At 40.7% G+C, this 16,370-nt stretch carries 13 protein-coding genes; 12 read left to right on the top strand and 1 reads right to left on the bottom strand.

All coding sequences use genetic code 11. From position 1 onward, the window contains the following. Positions 1 to 58 precede the first annotated feature (58 nt). Positions 59 to 1,342 (bottom strand): citrate synthase, encoded by a 1,284-nt coding sequence (locus PMI_RS02775; protein ID WP_004244410.1) that lies wholly within the window; start codon positions 1,340 to 1,342, stop codon positions 59 to 61. Between the two features lie 631 nt (positions 1,343 to 1,973). Between PMI_RS02775 and sdhC the strand changes: the two genes are divergently transcribed. The 12 genes from sdhC (at position 1,974) to ybgE (ending at position 16,354) form a co-directional block, all read left to right on the top strand. Then, a complete protein-coding gene (sdhC, locus tag PMI_RS02780; protein ID WP_123059542.1) occupies positions 1,974 to 2,354 on the top strand; it encodes a succinate dehydrogenase cytochrome b556 subunit in 381 nt (126 codons plus the stop codon). After that, entirely contained in the window at positions 2,348 to 2,692 is a 345-nt protein-coding gene (gene sdhD, locus PMI_RS02785; protein WP_012367666.1) for a succinate dehydrogenase membrane anchor subunit, read from the top strand. The genes sdhC and sdhD overlap by 7 nt, the downstream gene beginning before the upstream one ends. Then, entirely contained in the window at positions 2,692 to 4,458 is a 1,767-nt protein-coding gene (gene sdhA / locus PMI_RS02790) for a succinate dehydrogenase flavoprotein subunit (RefSeq protein WP_004244416.1), read from the top strand. The genes sdhD and sdhA overlap by 1 nt, the downstream gene beginning before the upstream one ends. A 34-nt stretch (positions 4,459 to 4,492) precedes the next feature. Then, positions 4,493 to 5,209, top strand: coding sequence for a succinate dehydrogenase iron-sulfur subunit (locus PMI_RS02795; RefSeq protein WP_004244417.1), 717 nt, complete (start codon positions 4,493 to 4,495; stop codon positions 5,207 to 5,209). A gap of 284 nt (positions 5,210 to 5,493) precedes the next feature. After that, positions 5,494 to 8,298, top strand: coding sequence for a 2-oxoglutarate dehydrogenase E1 component (gene sucA, locus PMI_RS02800; RefSeq protein ID WP_004244418.1), 2,805 nt, complete (start codon positions 5,494 to 5,496; stop codon positions 8,296 to 8,298). A gap of 13 nt (positions 8,299 to 8,311) precedes the next feature. After that, positions 8,312 to 9,520, top strand: coding sequence for a 2-oxoglutarate dehydrogenase complex dihydrolipoyllysine-residue succinyltransferase (gene odhB, locus PMI_RS02805; RefSeq protein ID WP_012367667.1), 1,209 nt, complete (start codon positions 8,312 to 8,314; stop codon positions 9,518 to 9,520). Positions 9,521 to 9,681: 161 nt separating this feature from the next. Next, entirely contained in the window at positions 9,682 to 10,848 is a 1,167-nt protein-coding gene (gene sucC / locus PMI_RS02810) for an ADP-forming succinate--CoA ligase subunit beta (protein ID WP_004244420.1), read from the top strand. Further along, a complete protein-coding gene (gene sucD / locus PMI_RS02815; protein WP_004244421.1) occupies positions 10,848 to 11,720 on the top strand; it encodes a succinate--CoA ligase subunit alpha in 873 nt (290 codons plus the stop codon). The genes sucC and sucD overlap by 1 nt, the downstream gene beginning before the upstream one ends. A 1,483-nt stretch (positions 11,721 to 13,203) precedes the next feature. Beyond that, positions 13,204 to 14,772: a cytochrome ubiquinol oxidase subunit I gene (cydA, locus tag PMI_RS02820; RefSeq protein WP_004244422.1), complete on the top strand. Its 1,569-nt coding sequence runs from the start codon at positions 13,204 to 13,206 to the stop codon at positions 14,770 to 14,772. A gap of 14 nt (positions 14,773 to 14,786) precedes the next feature. Next, entirely contained in the window at positions 14,787 to 15,944 is a 1,158-nt protein-coding gene (gene cydB / locus PMI_RS02825; RefSeq protein ID WP_004244423.1) for a cytochrome d ubiquinol oxidase subunit II, read from the top strand. A 12-nt stretch (positions 15,945 to 15,956) separates the two neighbouring features. Beyond that, on the top strand, positions 15,957 to 16,070 hold the full coding sequence (gene cydX / locus PMI_RS18845) for a cytochrome bd-I oxidase subunit CydX (protein WP_004244425.1): 114 nt from the start codon (positions 15,957 to 15,959) through the stop codon (positions 16,068 to 16,070). Then, the gene (ybgE, locus tag PMI_RS02830; protein ID WP_004244426.1) at positions 16,070 to 16,354 is read left to right on the top strand and encodes a cyd operon protein YbgE; all 285 of its coding nucleotides are present in this window, start codon (positions 16,070 to 16,072) and stop codon (positions 16,352 to 16,354) included. The genes cydX and ybgE overlap by 1 nt, the downstream gene beginning before the upstream one ends. The last annotated feature ends 16 nt before the right edge of the window (positions 16,355 to 16,370 follow it).

Consider the following 16,370-nt stretch of genomic DNA (forward strand, 5'->3'; position numbering starts at 1 on the left):
AGCATAAAGCCCCGCAAAAACGGGGCTTAGCCAGTCAATAAATCGTGTTTAAATCGATTTATTTATTTTTAAGTTCACTATGGAATTTACGCTCGTTATAGCCAGTATATAACTGACGAGGACGTGCAATTTTCAGTCCATCTTCATGCATTTCATTCCAGTGAGCAATCCAACCGATAGTACGTGCAATAGCGAAAATGACCGTAAACATATTTGATGGAATACCTAGCGCTTTTAGAATAATACCTGAATAGAAATCGACGTTAGGATAGAGTTTTTTCTCAATAAAATACGGGTCATTTAAGGCGATGCGTTCTAATTCCATTGCCACTTCAAGTAAACTGTCATTGAGATTCAGTTCTTTTAACACTTCGTGACAAGTTTCGCGCATGACTGTTGCACGCGGATCGTAGTTTTTATATACACGGTGACCAAAGCCCATTAAACGGAAAGAGTCATTCTTGTCTTTTGCGCGTTTAATAAATTCAGGAATATGTTCAACGGTTTTGATCTCTTCCAACATACGTAAACAAGCTTCGTTAGCACCACCATGAGCAGGTCCCCATAGTGAAGCAATACCCGCAGCAATACAGGCAAATGGATTTGCACCTGAAGAGCCTGCAGTACGTACAGTAGATGTTGAAGCATTTTGTTCATGGTCGGCATGAAGAATAAAGATCCTATCCATCGCACGTTCAAGAACTGGGTTAACCACATACTCTTCACAAGGTGTGGCAAACATCATATGTAGGAAGTTACCTGCATAAGACAGATCGTTTCTTGGATAAACAAAAGGTTGTCCTATGGAGTACTTGTAACACATTGCGGCTACAGTAGGCATCTTAGACAGTAAACGATATGCTGTGATATCACGGTGAACTGGATTAGAGACATCAAGCGCATCATGGTAAAAGGCAGCTAAAGCTCCTGTCACACCACAAAGTACAGCCATCGGGTGTGAGTCACGACGGAAACCATGGAACAGTCGGGTGATTTGCTCATGGATCATGGTATGGCGAGTGACGGTTGTTTTAAATTTATCGTATTGCTCTTGGGTCGGTGCTTCGCCATAAAGCAGGATATAACATACTTCTAAGTAGGTTGACTCAGTAGCCAATTGCCCAATTGGGAAACCGCGGTGCAGTAAAATACCGTTATTACCGTCGATATAGGTAATTTTCGATTCACAAGATGCCGTTGAGGTAAAGCCTGGATCATAGGTGTAATAACCTTTGGAGCCGAGAGTACGAATATCAATGACTTTGGAACCGAGTGTAGGGGAGAGAACGTCCAAGTCCACAGAAGTTTCACCAATCGTTAACTTAGCTTTGTTATCAGCCATTTATAATCTCCTTAGCGCTTATTATGTCTCCTAACAAAGTCGAGGGTATCTTCATAAAGATGCACTTCGATAGTGAAACTATAGTTGATAAAAAGTACCTAGCGAGTTTTATTTTATGGCTTAACACGAGTAAAACCGTAGGTCTATAGTGTGTCACTTTTGTTAAGGAGCTTTTGATGTTATGTTTTTTAGGTGCTTTTTTATGCAAGGCACTTAGAATGTGTTCTGCTTACACTTTTACATAAGTTTTCGATTTCTGGAAGCGTGTTTGCGCACAAAAAAAACATAAACATTAAAAATATGCACTAAATGTAAGAGAAATGTTGTACATGTGTCAAAAATGATAACGATTATTACATTGGATGTTTGAAAAAGTGATCCCTCTCACTGTTCGAACCAAATGTCTAGCACACAAGTTGTGTGGTAATTGTAATAAGTTTGTGAAGCACTTATACTGCGCCCAGGTCTCCGGAACCTTTGTTGTATGGAGAACCAGCGTAACGAATCCACAATTTTTGTAAAATAGACGGATTTAACATTTTACTTAAAGTGTGCCTTTGTACCCCATTCGCTGCTTAATTTCCATCCAGGTCCGGAGGAAGGAAAAATTATAAAAGCTGTGTGGGCATAAATTGTGAAAAAACAAAGACCTGTCAATCTGGATTTACAGACGATACAGTTTCCACTCCCTGCTATCGCATCGATCTTGCATCGTGTCTCAGGGGTTATCATGTTAGTCGCAGTTGGTATTTTACTGTGGTTACTTGGCACCTCTCTCTCATCTCCCGAAGGTTTTCAGCAAGCCGCTGATATCATGACTGGCTTCTTCGCGAAGTTTATTTTATGGGGCATCCTAACAGCATTGGCATACCACATTTGTGGTGGTATTCGTCATATGTTAATGGACTTCGGCTTTATTGATGAAACATTGGTTGTTGGTCGTCGTTCTGCGGCAATTTCAATGATTATTACCGTTATTTTATCAATATTGGCGGGGGTATTAGTATGGTAAGTAATTCTTCTACTTTAGGCCGTACAGGCATACAGGATTGGTTATTCCTACGTGCAACTGCCATCATTATTTTCTTATATGTTTTATATTTTGTCGGTTTTGTTGCAACAACTGATATTACCTATGAAGTTTGGCGTGGATTCTTTAGCTCCTCTCTAACCAAAGTTTTTACCCTATTAACGCTACTTTCTATTCTAATTCATGCATGGATTGGAATGTGGCAAGTGTTAACGGACTATATTAAGCCAATAGCATTACGCTTGACGTTACAACTTATTATTGTCATTGCGCTGTTGGTTTATCTTATTTATGGAACAATTGTGGTGTGGGGTGTGTAATGAATCTGCCAGTTAGAGAATTTGACGCAGTTGTAATTGGTGCTGGTGGTGCAGGTATGCGCGCCGCTTTACAGATTTCTCAAATGGGTCTGTCATGTGCACTAATCTCAAAAGTTTTTCCTACTCGTTCTCATACTGTTTCCGCTCAAGGTGGTATTACAGTTGCTTTAGGCAATACCCATGAGGATAACTGGGAATGGCATATGTACGATACTGTTAAAGGTTCCGACTATATCGGTGACCAAGATGCTATCGAATATATGTGTAAAACCGGTCCAGAAGCTATTTTAGAGCTGGAACATATGGGACTTCCTTTCTCTCGTCTTGATGATGGACGGATATACCAACGCCCATTTGGTGGTCAGTCGAAAAATTTTGGTGGTGAACAAGCTGCCCGTACTGCTGCCGCTGCTGACCGTACTGGCCATGCACTATTACATACTTTGTATCAACAAAATTTAAAAAATCATACCACTATCTTTTCTGAATGGTATTCGCTGGATTTAGTTAAAAACCAAGACGGTGATGTTGTTGGTTGTACCGCTATTTGCATTGAAACAGGTGAAGTTGTTTATTTTAAAGCCAATGCCACCATTTTAGCGACAGGTGGTGCGGGGCGTATTTACCAATCAACAACTAATGCGCATATCAATACGGGTGATGGTGTTGGTATGGCAGTTCGTGCGGGTGTGCCTTTACAAGATATGGAAATGTGGCAATTCCACCCAACAGGTATCGCAGGGGCTGGGGTGTTAGTGACGGAAGGTTGCCGTGGTGAAGGTGGCTATCTACTGAATAAAGACGGCGAACGCTTTATGGAACGTTATGCACCAAATGCTAAAGATTTAGCAGGTCGTGACGTGGTTGCACGTTCTATTATGATTGAAATCCGTGAAGGCCGTGGTTGCGATGGACCATGGGGACCTCATGCCAAACTGAAACTCGACCACTTAGGTAAAGAAGTTCTGGAATCTCGTCTGCCGGGTATCCTTGATCTCTCTCGTACCTTTGCTCATGTTGACCCAGTTAAGGAACCTATTCCGGTTATTCCTACTTGTCACTATATGATGGGGGGGATCCCAACTAAAGTTACCGGACAAGCTATTCGCATGAATGAAAAAGGCGAAGATGAAGTGATCCCAGGATTATTTGCTGTGGGTGAAATTGCTTGTGTATCTGTCCATGGTGCTAACCGATTAGGTGGTAACTCACTGCTTGACCTTGTGGTATTTGGTCGTTCTGCGGGTGTTCACTTAAAAGAGTCTTTGATGGAGCAGGGCACGATGCGTGATGCCAGCGATTCTGATGTTGAAGCTGCATTAACACGCTTACATCGTTGGGAAAATAATCGTTCAGGCGAAGATCCGGTTGAGATCCGTAAAGCATTACAATCTTGTATGCAACATAACTTCTCGGTCTTCCGTGAAGGGGATGCAATGGCGAAGGGCTTAGAAGAGCTGAAAGTGATCCGTGAACGCCTGCAAAATGCCCGACTCGATGATAATTCAAGTGAATTTAATACACAGCGTATTGAGTGCTTAGAGTTAGATAACTTGATGGAAACAGCTTATGCCACAGCGGTATCTGCTAATTTCCGTACGGAAAGTCGTGGTGCACATAGCCGTTTCGATTTCCCTGATCGTGATGATGAAAACTGGTTATGCCATACATTATATCAACCGCAAACCGAAACAATGACACGACGTAAAGTCAATATGCAGCCGAAACTGCGTGAGGCTTTCCCTCCAAAAGTGCGTACATATTAATTAGCGGTGTTATTGAAGTTGCGGAGACTGAATTATGAAACTTGAATTTTCAATTTATCGTTATAATCCCGACGTTGATAATGCGCCGCGTATGCAAGATTACACGCTTGAAGTACCCGAAGGGCGTGACATGATGTTGCTAGATGCATTAATTCAATTAAAGGAAAAAGATCCTACATTATCATTCCGTCGTTCTTGCCGTGAAGGTGTATGTGGCTCCGATGGAGTGAACATGAATGGTAAAAATGGTTTGGCATGTATCACACCTATTTCATCTTTACAGAAAGGAAGTAAGAAAATTGTGATCAGACCGTTACCAGGTCTACCGGTTATTCGTGATTTAATAGTGGATATGACTCAATTCTATACGCAGTACGAGAAGATCCGTCCATATGTGATTAACGACGACAAAAATCCTCCGGCTCGTGAGAATCTACAGTCACCAGAACAACGTGAAAAACTTGACGGACTTTATGAGTGTATTCTTTGTGCTTGTTGTTCAACATCTTGCCCGTCATTCTGGTGGAATCCAGATAAGTTTATTGGACCTGCTGGACTGTTAGCAGCGTATCGTTTCTTGATTGATAGTCGTGATACTGAAACAGAATCTCGTCTTGATGATTTAAGTGATGCGTTTAGTGTATTCCGTTGTCACGGTATTATGAACTGTGTCAGCGTATGTCCAAAAGGGTTAAATCCGACTAAAGCAATTGGTCATATTAAATCAATGTTGCTAAAACATAGTGCATAAATTAATAACCGCCCTAAAATAGTTAGGGCGGTTAATGAAAAAATTAAGTTAGACGTTTGCAATAAGTAGTCTGTGTATTTGTATAAGTTTGTCTTGATAGCGGTTTTTGGAGGCACCTTTAAACACTGTTAGACAGTTTTTAAAGGTTCCTTGAGAGTGAAAAACTCCAATATTTTAAGAACCTGCGAGATAGCGGGTCATAAGAGAACCTTGCAATCGACACCGTTTAATAACGGTACTAGTTATCCACGGCGAACTAAAGCTGTATAGCTTAAGGGATCATAATGCAGAACGGCGCAATGAAGGACTGGCTAGATTCCACATTTCTAGCAGGAGAGAATCAGTCTTACATAGAAGAAATCTATGAAGATTACCTAACTGACCCAAACTCTGTTGACGAAAGTTGGAGAGAAATCTTTCAACAACTACCCGTAAGTCAAGGCGCAGAACAGTCGCATTCTCAAACCCGCGACTACTTCAGACGCCTCGCAAAAGAATCCACTCGATATCATACCTCGGTAAGCGATCCTGCAATGGACTCAAAACAAGTTAAAGTTTTGCAGCTCATTAATGCGTTTCGTTTTCGTGGTCACCAAAATGCTAATCTCGATCCGCTTGGTTTATGGAAAAGAGAATCTGTTCCAGATTTAGATCCTGCTTTCCATAATCTCACCAAAGAAGATTTTGAAGAAACCTTTAATGTTGGTTCTTTTGCTATCGGCAAAGAAACCATGAAACTCGGTGATATCTATGAAGCACTGAAACGTATTTACTGCGGTTCTATCGGTGCTGAATATATGCATATTACCAATACAGAAGAAAAACGTTGGATCCAACAACGTTTAGAATCTGTCAATGTTGCAGACCAATTTACTAAAGAAGAAAAAATTCGCTTTTTAGCAGAACTGACTGCAGCTGAAGGGTTAGAACGTTACTTAGGGGCTAAATTCCCAGGAGCAAAACGTTTCTCTTTAGAAGGTGGGGATGCTCTGATCCCAATGTTAAAAGACTTAATTCGTCATGCAGGGAAACAAGATACCCGTGAAGTGGTACTTGGCATGGCTCACCGCGGACGTTTAAACGTTCTGGTTAATATTTTAGGGAAAAAACCGGCAGATTTATTTGATGAATTTGCGGGTATACACAAAGAGCATTTGGGAACTGGTGACGTTAAATATCACCAAGGCTTTTCATCTGATTTTGCAACAGAAGGTGCTCAAGTTCACCTTGCTTTAGCCTTTAACCCATCTCACTTAGAAATTGTGAGTCCGGTTGTTATCGGTTCTGTCCGTGCTCGTCGTGACCGCTTAGATGAAGCGCGCAGTAATATGGTTCTTCCGATCACCATTCATGGTGACGCAGCAGTGACAGGGCAAGGTGTTGTTCAAGAAACACTGAACATGTCACAAGCTCGCGGTTATGAAGTTGGTGGTACGGTTCGTATTGTTATTAATAACCAAGTTGGTTTTACCACATCAAATCCTAAAGATGCCCGTTCAACAGAATACTGCACTGATATTGTGAAAATGGTTCAAGCACCTATTTTCCATGTAAATGCAGATGATCCTGAAGCGGTAGCTTTCGTCACCCGTTTAGCGTTGGATTTCCGTAATACCTTTAAGCGTGATGTGATGATTGACCTTGTTTGTTATCGTCGTCATGGACATAACGAGGCGGATGAGCCAAATGCAACTCAGCCATTGATGTATCAAAAAATCAAAAAACATCCAACACCTCGTAAGATCTATGCTGATAAGTTAGTAGAGCAAGGTTTAATCGAAGCTAATGATGTTACTGAGTTAGTTAATCTCTATCGTGATGCTCTCGATCGTGGTGATTGTGTCGTTGAAGAGTATCGTCCTATGGGGCTACATTCTTATACATGGGAACCTTACTTAAACCATGAATGGAATGAAGAGTATCCGCATAAAGTCGAAAAATCACGCTTACAAGATTTAGCGCGTCGTGTCAGCACAGTACCTTCTGAAATCGCAATGCAATCTCGCGTCGAGAAAATTTATGCCGATCGTGCTGTTATGGCTGAAGGCGAAAAATTACTCGATTGGGGGGCGGCTGAAACCTTAGCGTATGCCACTTTAGTGGATCAAGGTATTACTATTCGCCTCTCTGGTGAAGATGCAGGCCGTGGCACATTCTTCCATCGTCACGCGGTTATTCACAATCAAACCAATGGTTCAGTTTATGTACCATTAGCCAATATTCATAACGCCCAAGGTCAATTTAATGTTTGGGATTCTGTCTTAACAGAAGAAGCGGTATTAGCATTTGAATATGGTTATGCTACTACTGAGCCTCGCGGGCTGACTATTTGGGAAGCGCAATTTGGTGACTTTGCTAACGTAGCACAAGTGGTTATCGACCAATTTATTAGCTCTGGTGAGCAAAAATGGGGTCGTATGTGTGGCTTAGTCATGCTGTTACCTCATGGTTATGAAGGCCAAGGTCCAGAGCACTCATCTGCACGTTTGGAACGCTATCTGCAATTATGTGCAGAGCAAAACATGCAAGTTTGTGTGCCTTCCACACCGGCGCAGGTTTACCATATGTTACGTCGCCAAGCGTTACGTGGTATGCGTCGCCCATTAATCGTTATGTCACCTAAATCACTGTTACGTCATCCATTAGCGGTATCGAGCTTAGATGAATTAGCGGATGGTAAATTCTTACCTGTAATTGGTGAGTTAGATGAATTAAATCCAGCGGATGTGAAACGTGTCGTGATGTGTTCAGGGAAAGTTTACTACGATTTATTAGAACAACGTCGTGCTAATGGGCAAACAGATGTTGCGATTATTCGTATTGAACAGCTATATCCATTCCCTCATGATGATATGGCACAGATTTTGGCACCTTATGCTCATGTGAAAGATTTTATTTGGTGTCAAGAAGAACCGCTAAATCAGGGCGCTTGGTATTGTAGTCAGCATAACTTCCGTGATGCTATTCCTACTGGCGCAACATTACGTTATGCAGGTCGTCCTGCATCAGCTTCTCCAGCTGTTGGTTATACCTCTGTTCATCAGGAGCAACAAAAAGCTCTGGTTGAAGATGCACTGAAAGTTGAATAAATAAGGATAGAAAATGAGTAGTGTAGATATTCTAGTACCGGATCTCCCTGAATCAGTTGCTGACGCGACAGTCGCAACTTGGCATAAAAAACCTGGTGATAGCATTCAACGCGATGAAGTGCTGGTTGAAATTGAAACAGATAAAGTTGTGTTAGAAGTACCGGCGAGTGAAGCTGGGGTGCTGGATAGCATTCTTGAAGAAGAAGGCGCTACGGTAGGTTCACGTCAATTATTAGGACGTATTCGTCTTGGTGATAGCACTGGTATTCCTGCGGATGTGAAACCTGCACAAGATACGACGCCTGCGCAACGTCAAAGTGCAGATATTGTTGCGAAAGAAAGCAATGATGCTCTTAGCCCGACAGCACGTCGTTTAGTCGCTGAACACGATATTAATCCAGCAGATGTAAAAGGCAGTGGTGTTGGTGGACGCTTAACTCGTCAAGATATTGAAAGCCATGTTGCTAATAATAAATCAGCAGCAGCGGCCACCGCTGAAGTTTCTCAAGCTCCATTATCGCATCGTAGTGAGAAACGTGTACCAATGACACGTTTACGCAAACGTGTTGCAGAGCGTTTATTAGAAGCGAAAAATACTACCGCCATGTTGACAACGTTTAACGAAATCAACATGCAGCCTATTAAAAATTTACGTGCGCAATATGGTGAAGCATTCGAAAAACGCCACGGTGTACGTTTAGGCTTTATGTCTTTCTACATTAAAGCGGTAGTGGAAGCGTTAAAACGTTATCCAGAAGTCAATGCGTCTATTGATGGTACTGATGTGGTTTACCACAACTATTTTGATATCAGTATTGCCGTATCAACACCTCGTGGTCTGGTAACACCGGTATTACGTGATGCAGATGCGATGAGCATGGCGGATATTGAGAAAAATATCAAAGCATTAGCAGTGAAAGGTCGTGATGGTAAATTAACCGTTGAAGATTTAACAGGCGGTAATTTTACTATTACTAACGGTGGTGTTTTTGGCTCATTAATGTCAACACCGATTATCAACCCACCACAAAGTGCTATTTTGGGTATGCATGCGATTAAAGATCGCCCAATGGCAGTTGATGGTCAGGTTGTTATTCTACCTATGATGTATCTAGCACTTTCTTATGACCATCGTTTAATTGATGGCCGTGAGTCTGTCGGTTTCTTAGTGACCGTTAAAGAAATGCTAGAAGATCCTGCCCGTTTATTACTGGATGTGTAGGTAATAAATATCGCTTTTAGGCAGGAGATGCTCCTCCTGCCTCTACAGCAACATACACAAGCATCAAAGAAGTACAGTGTGTTCGTGAAGCCAGATTTTTCTGGCTTATAGTCAAAAAAATAAGAAAGTCCGACTTTCAACAAGATTATGGATAGAACATCATGAATTTACACGAGTATCAGGCAAAACAGCTTTTCTCACGGTATGGATTACCAGCACCTGCTGGTTTCGCCTGCTCCACGCCGCGCGAGGCAGAAGAAGCTGCATCAAAAATTGGCCAAGGCCCTTGGGTTGTTAAATGTCAAGTTCACGCGGGTGGACGTGGTAAAGCGGGTGGCGTAAAAGTCGTCAACTCAAAAGAAGAGATCCGCGCATTTGCTGAACAATGGTTAGGCAAACGTTTAGTAACTTATCAAACAGATGCTAATGGCCAACCAGTAACACAAATCTTGGTTGAAGCTGCAACAGATATTGCTAAAGAACTTTATCTTGGTGCTGTTGTTGACCGTGGTACCCGTCGTGTTGTCTTTATGGCTTCCACTGAAGGTGGCGTTGAAATTGAAAAAGTGGCGGAAGAGACGCCAGAGCTTATTCATCGTGCCATTATTGATCCGCTGACAGGACCTATGCCTTATCAGGGACGAGAATTAGCCTTCAAACTCGGTTTAAAAGGCAAACAAGTTAGTCAATTTGCTAAAATATTTATGGGATTAGCGACGATTTTCTTAGAGCGTGATTTAGCGCTTATTGAGATCAACCCATTAGTGATCACCAAAGATGATGATTTGATTTGTCTTGATGGTAAATTAGGTGTGGACAGTAATGCGTTATTCCGTCAACCGGAAATGCGTGAAATGCATGATCCATCACAAGAAGATCCACGTGAAGCGCAAGCGGCACAATGGGAATTAAATTATGTAGCACTCGATGGCAATATCGGTTGTATGGTTAATGGCGCTGGTTTAGCTATGGGAACCATGGATATCGTTAAACTGCATGGCGGTGAACCTGCTAACTTCCTTGATGTTGGGGGAGGGGCAACCAAAGAGCGTGTTACAGAAGCATTTAAGATTATTTTGTCAGATGAAAATGTCAGTGCTGTATTAGTCAACATTTTCGGTGGCATTGTACGTTGTGACCTTATTGCAGACGGTATTATTGGTGCAGTTGAAGAAGTCGGTGTTAACGTACCAGTTGTTGTTCGTCTTGAAGGAAACAATGCAGAGTTAGGCACTAAAAAATTAGCAGATAGCGGTTTAAATATTATTGCTGCTAAGAGCTTAACGGATGCCGCTAAACAAGTTGTTGCAGCAGCGGAGGCAAAATAATGTCTATTTTAATCGATAAAAACACTAAAGTTATTTGCCAAGGTTTCACTGGAAGCCAAGGAACTTTCCACTCCGAACAAGCTATTGCTTACGGTACTCAAATGGTGGGTGGTGTTACACCGGGTAAAGGTGGTACAACACATTTAGGCTTACCTGTATTTAATACTGTACGTGAAGCAGTGGAAGCAACGGGGGCGACGGCGACGGTTATTTATGTACCAGCACCATTTTGCAAAGACTCTATTTTAGAAGCTATTGATGCAGGTATTAAACTAATTATTACAATTACAGAAGGTATTCCTACGCTGGATATGCTGACTGTAAAAGTAAAATTAGATGAAGCTGGTGTTCGCATGATTGGCCCTAACTGTCCGGGTGTTATTACTCCAGGTGAGTGCAAAATTGGTATTATGCCTGGTCACATTCACTTACCTGGCAAAGTAGGTATTGTCTCTCGTTCAGGTACTTTAACTTATGAAGCAGTAAAACAAACTACTGACGTTGGTTTAGGTCAATCAACCTGTGTTGGTATCGGTGGTGACCCAATTCCGGGATCGAACTTTATTGATATTCTGAAGCTATTCCAAGAAGATCCGCAAACAGAAGCAATTGTTATGATTGGTGAAATTGGTGGTACAGCAGAAGAAGAAGCAGCTGCTTATATCAAAGATCACGTTACCAAACCTGTTGTAGGCTATATTGCTGGTGTTACAGCACCTAAAGGTAAGCGTATGGGGCATGCTGGCGCCATTATTGCGGGTGGTAAAGGAACTGCTGACGAGAAATTTGCCGCATTAGAAGCCGCTGGCGTTAAAACAGTACGTAGTTTAGCTGATATCGGTGATGCTGTTAAATCGCTATTAAATAAGTAACATTTTTGTTAATTGCTTCTAGTTAAAACTACATATCATGCCAATCTCTGATCAAACTGGAGATTGGCATTTTTTATTGTTCTATTTTATGGCGCCTTTAGGTGCTGTCAGCAAGTAGTCACGTGTATTTTTGTTCGATTTTATCTCATCTTATTGTTTTTAAATATATTTTTATTTCATTTTTTGTGTGTTAAATAGTGATTTAAACACAGCAATAACGAAAATATGGCGCTAAACAAGAATACCTGAGCCCTGGTTTGCTAAAAAATGCGGAATTTGTTTTACTCAGCCTAACTGATATGAAGAGTAGGGGAAGGCAAAAAAAGGGATACTTTTAGTATAATTTTTATTCATTAATACTATGTGTATAAGATTTACTATAGTTAATTTATATTGTTTAACGATACCTTATTAGCAGATACCCCCCCTCAATTATTATCATTTGTTAGTATTATTGGAAGGGCACAATCTTGCCCTATTGCAGTATGGTGAAGGTTTCATAGTGAAAAATGTATTATAGATACAATAATGCTCGAAAGAGAAGTTTAATGAGTAGCAGAGTAACCATGCTAAAAAACCGACCTTCTAAAATAACATTAAACTATCAACTATCAGCTAAACTTTATAGATAAAGCTTAAAAATAATCATTCTTCAATACAGTTATGCCATTTTGCTACCCATATTTAAAAATAAAATGATTGTATATTGTTGTTTTACAAAGGAATATTATTTATTTTTATGGCTTAAGGTATGATTGCTATAGAGTGTATGAGTTATTTTTATTCAATGGATAGATACATTATTTATCCTAAATTAAACTTTGTATTAAAAAAAGATTATCATTATAAGAGTTTATTTATGTTTTAGGTTCGCTCGATAAAACTAAATTAAAAAAGATAAAAAATTAAAAATTTATTTTCAACTTATTAATTAATAGATTATTTTTTTTAAATATCCCTTTTTTACCTGAAAAAAAATGTTTTTAATATTAGAATTAATGAAATACAGCTAAATATGACTATTTAAATGTATTTATGAAAATAAAAAGTTAATTTTATTATGGAAATTAATGGGAGGTAAATTATACTTAAAAATAAAACCAACAGTAAATTAACATTACGGTAACTATTGGGTAATTTATTCGCAACTAGTTAACATTAAAGTGTTTTTTTGATGTGGGTCAAGTTATTAATTGTGGAAAAATTTTCTAAATATGCTTAAATTGGCACACGATCAAATATGCTGTTACTAACCTAAAAGTCGTATTGTTGACCTAAGCTCAGAATTCAAATCTGGGTCACGCAAAATATATTTATTATATGTAAATATAGGCGTACTATTTGTAAGGTATTGTGTTTTTGGTCTTTAATATTCGTTGTTGTTTTTAGAGGCATTTATTGCTGGTAGTTATGAGGCTTTATTTATTAATTAAAGTCGGGTTGCCGCAAGTCGGTGTCTTCCTGCTAGGAGCAAGGAGTCAAGATGTTTGATATTGTCGAACTGTCACGGTTACAGTTTGCCTTAACAGCGATGTATCACTTCCTGTTTGTCCCATTAACGCTCGGTATGGCGTTTATGTTGGCAATCATGGAAACGATATATGTCCTGTCAGGTAAACAAGTTTACAAAGATATGACAAAGTTCTGGGGTAAGTTATTCGGTATTAACTTTGCTCTGGGTGTCGCAACTGGTTTGACCATGGAGTTCCAATTTGGTACTAACTGGTCATATTTCTCTCATTACGTTGGTGATATCTTCGGTGCGCCTTTAGCAATCGAAGGTCTGATGGCATTCTTCTTAGAATCAACTTTCGTCGGATTATTCTTCTTCGGTTGGGATCGTTTAGGCAAGAAGCAACACTTAATGGTAACTTGGTTAGTTGCCTTTGGTTCTAACTTCTCTGCGCTGTGGATCTTAGTCGCAAATGGTTGGATGCAAAACCCTGTTGCTGCAGACTTCAACTTTGAAACCATGCGAATGGAAATGTTGAGTTTTGCTGATCTGGTCTTAAACCCAGTTGCTCAGGTGAAATTTGTTCACACCGTTGCTGCAGGTTACTGTACTGGTGCATTCTTTGTTTTAGGTATCAGCTCTTACTACCTACTCAAAGGTCGTGACATCGGTTTTGCAAAACGTTCTTTCGCTGTTGCGGCAACCTTTGGTATCGCTGCGGTATTATCTGTTATCGTACTGGGTGATGAATCTGGTTATGAAATGGGTGACGTACAAAAAACCAAATTGGCTGCTATTGAAGGTGAGTGGCATACAGAGCCAGCACCAGCTTCCTTTAACTTGATTGCATTCCCTAATCAAGAAAAAATGGAAAACACGTTTGCTCTACAAATTCCATATGTCATGGGTATTATAGCAACACGTTCTTTTGATACGCCGGTATTAGGTCTGCATGATCTGATGAGCCAGCATGAAGTGCGTATTCGTAATGGTATGAAAGCGTATGACCTGTTAACTGAACTACGTTCAGGTAACACTGATCCTGCCGTACGAGCTGCATTTAATGAGTCTAAAAAAGACTTAGGCTACGGTCTATTATTGAAGCGTTATACTGAAAATGTTTCTGATGCAACTGAAGAGCAAATTAAGTCAGCTGTAAAAGATTCTATTCCTAACGTCGCACCACTTTTCTGGTCATTCCGTATCATGGTCGCGGCCGGCTTCTTGATGTTACTGGTTGTTGCGATCTCCTTCTGGACTGTTCTGTCTAACCGTATCGGTAACTACAAATGGTTACTGCGTGCTGCGCTATTTAGTATTCCATTACCATGGATTGCTGTTGAAGCGGGCTGGTTTGTTGCAGAATATGGACGTCAACCATGGGCGATTGGTGAAATCTTGCCTACGGCTGTAGCAACTTCTTCACTGACACAGGCTGATATTCTCGTTTCTATGGGACTTATCTGCGGTCTGTATACTCTGTTCCTCGTTGCCGAAATGTTCCTGATGTTCAAATTTGGTCGCCTTGGCCCAAGTAGTCTGAAAACGGGTCGCTATCACTTTGAACAGAAGACAGCTTCTTCTGCACAAAGTAAGTAACACAGGAGTCCACTATGTTTGATTATGAAGTATTGCGGTTTGTTTGGTGGCTACTGATTGGTATCTTACTGATCGGCTTTGCGGTCACCGATGGTTTTGATATGGGTGTCGGTGTGTTATTGCGCGTCATTGCAAAAGATGACACAGAACGCCGTATTTTAATTAACTCTGTTGCACCTCACTGGGATGGTAACCAAGTTTGGTTAATCACTGCCGGTGGTGCATTATTCGCTGCATGGCCAATGGTATATGCTGCGGCATTCTCTGGTTTCTATTTTGGTATGATCTTCGTACTGGCGGCATTATTCTTCCGTCCAGTAGGTTTTGACTACCGTTCTAAATTAGAATCACCAAAATGGCGTGGTATGTGGGATTGGGGTATCTTTATTGGTAGCTTTGTTCCACCATTAGTTATCGGTGTTGCTTTTGGTAACCTGTTACAAGGTGTTCCATTAGAAGTCGATAGCATGCAACGTGTATCTTATAATGGTACAACTAACGCACTAATTAACCTGTTAAGCCTATTAAACCCATATGGTTTATTAGCTGGTGTTATTAGCTTAATGATGATTGTGGCACAGGGTGCTAGCTATCTTCAAATGCGTACTACCGGTGAGCTGCATGAGCGTACTCGTAAAGCAACTTACATTACCTCTTTAATCACTTTTATTGCTTTTGCATTAGCAGGCGTGTGGTTAATCTACGGTATTGATGGCTTTATTATCACTAGTGCGGTTGATACTGCGGGTCCTTCTTCTCCGTTGTTGAAAACAGTTTCTCACGAAGCTGGCGCTTGGATGACGAACTACAACAACTATCCTATTTTATGGATCTTACCGGCATTAGGTCTGTTAAGTCCTTTATTAGCGGTTGTTGCAACTAAAGCAAACAAAGGAGCTTGGGCATTCCTGTTCACTTCACTGACTATTGCTTGTGTTATCCTAACGTTTGGTGTAACCCTGTTCCCATTCATTATGCCATCAAGCACATTCCCTGATGTAAGCTTGACAATTTGGGATGCAACTTCAAGCCTGTTCACTTTACAAGTGATGACAGTAGTCGCGATTATCTTTGTACCTATCGTTCTCCTCTACACTATCTGGTGTTACTGGAAAATGCATGGTCGCCTCGATAAGAAATTTATCGAAGGCAATAATCATACTCTTTACTAAGGAGCATAGAGAATGTGGTATTTTGCATGGCTTCTCGGCACACTCTTCGCTTGTAGTATTGCGGTGATCGCAGGACTGGCTTATGAGCACGCTGAAGCGAAAAAAACTTCAGAAAGTGAAGAATAATGTTGGATAAAAGTTACCAACTACTTAACAAGGGCCCAATTAGGGCTCTTGTTTTAATCATGGCTCTAGCAATGGCATTTTGTGTTATGTGGGATCCGAGTCGATTCGCGGCTAATACAAGCTCATTAGCGATTTGGCAAGGAATATTACTGATTTGGGCTGTATGTGCAGGGGCAGTTTTTGGCTTAGCCTATCGTCCTAAACATGTTGTAGCGCAATATCTATTACATCCCATTCCCGCCATTATTATTTTAGTTGTAGGGCTATATTATTTCTTCTTCTAATCAAAATGCCTTATTT

The organism is Proteus mirabilis HI4320, from assembly GCF_000069965.1.
GTDB classification, from domain to species: domain Bacteria; phylum Pseudomonadota; class Gammaproteobacteria; order Enterobacterales; family Enterobacteriaceae; genus Proteus; species Proteus mirabilis.

Coding starts and splice junctions, on each gene's coding strand:
- PMI_RS02795 (WP_004244417.1), top strand. CDS start 4,493: ATGAAACTTGAATTTTCAATTTATCGTTATAATCCCGACGTTGATAAT.
- PMI_RS02775 (WP_004244410.1), bottom strand. CDS start 1,342: ATGGCTGATAACAAAGCTAAGTTAACGATTGGTGAAACTTCTGTGGAC.
- sdhA (WP_004244416.1), top strand. CDS start 2,692: ATGAATCTGCCAGTTAGAGAATTTGACGCAGTTGTAATTGGTGCTGGT.
- ybgE (WP_004244426.1), top strand. CDS start 16,070: ATGTTGGATAAAAGTTACCAACTACTTAACAAGGGCCCAATTAGGGCT.
- cydB (WP_004244423.1), top strand. CDS start 14,787: ATGTTTGATTATGAAGTATTGCGGTTTGTTTGGTGGCTACTGATTGGT.
- cydX (WP_004244425.1), top strand. CDS start 15,957: ATGTGGTATTTTGCATGGCTTCTCGGCACACTCTTCGCTTGTAGTATT.
- sucA (WP_004244418.1), top strand. CDS start 5,494: ATGCAGAACGGCGCAATGAAGGACTGGCTAGATTCCACATTTCTAGCA.
- sucD (WP_004244421.1), top strand. CDS start 10,848: ATGTCTATTTTAATCGATAAAAACACTAAAGTTATTTGCCAAGGTTTC.
- sdhD (WP_012367666.1), top strand. CDS start 2,348: ATGGTAAGTAATTCTTCTACTTTAGGCCGTACAGGCATACAGGATTGG.
- odhB (WP_012367667.1), top strand. CDS start 8,312: ATGAGTAGTGTAGATATTCTAGTACCGGATCTCCCTGAATCAGTTGCT.
- cydA (WP_004244422.1), top strand. CDS start 13,204: ATGTTTGATATTGTCGAACTGTCACGGTTACAGTTTGCCTTAACAGCG.
- sucC (WP_004244420.1), top strand. CDS start 9,682: ATGAATTTACACGAGTATCAGGCAAAACAGCTTTTCTCACGGTATGGA.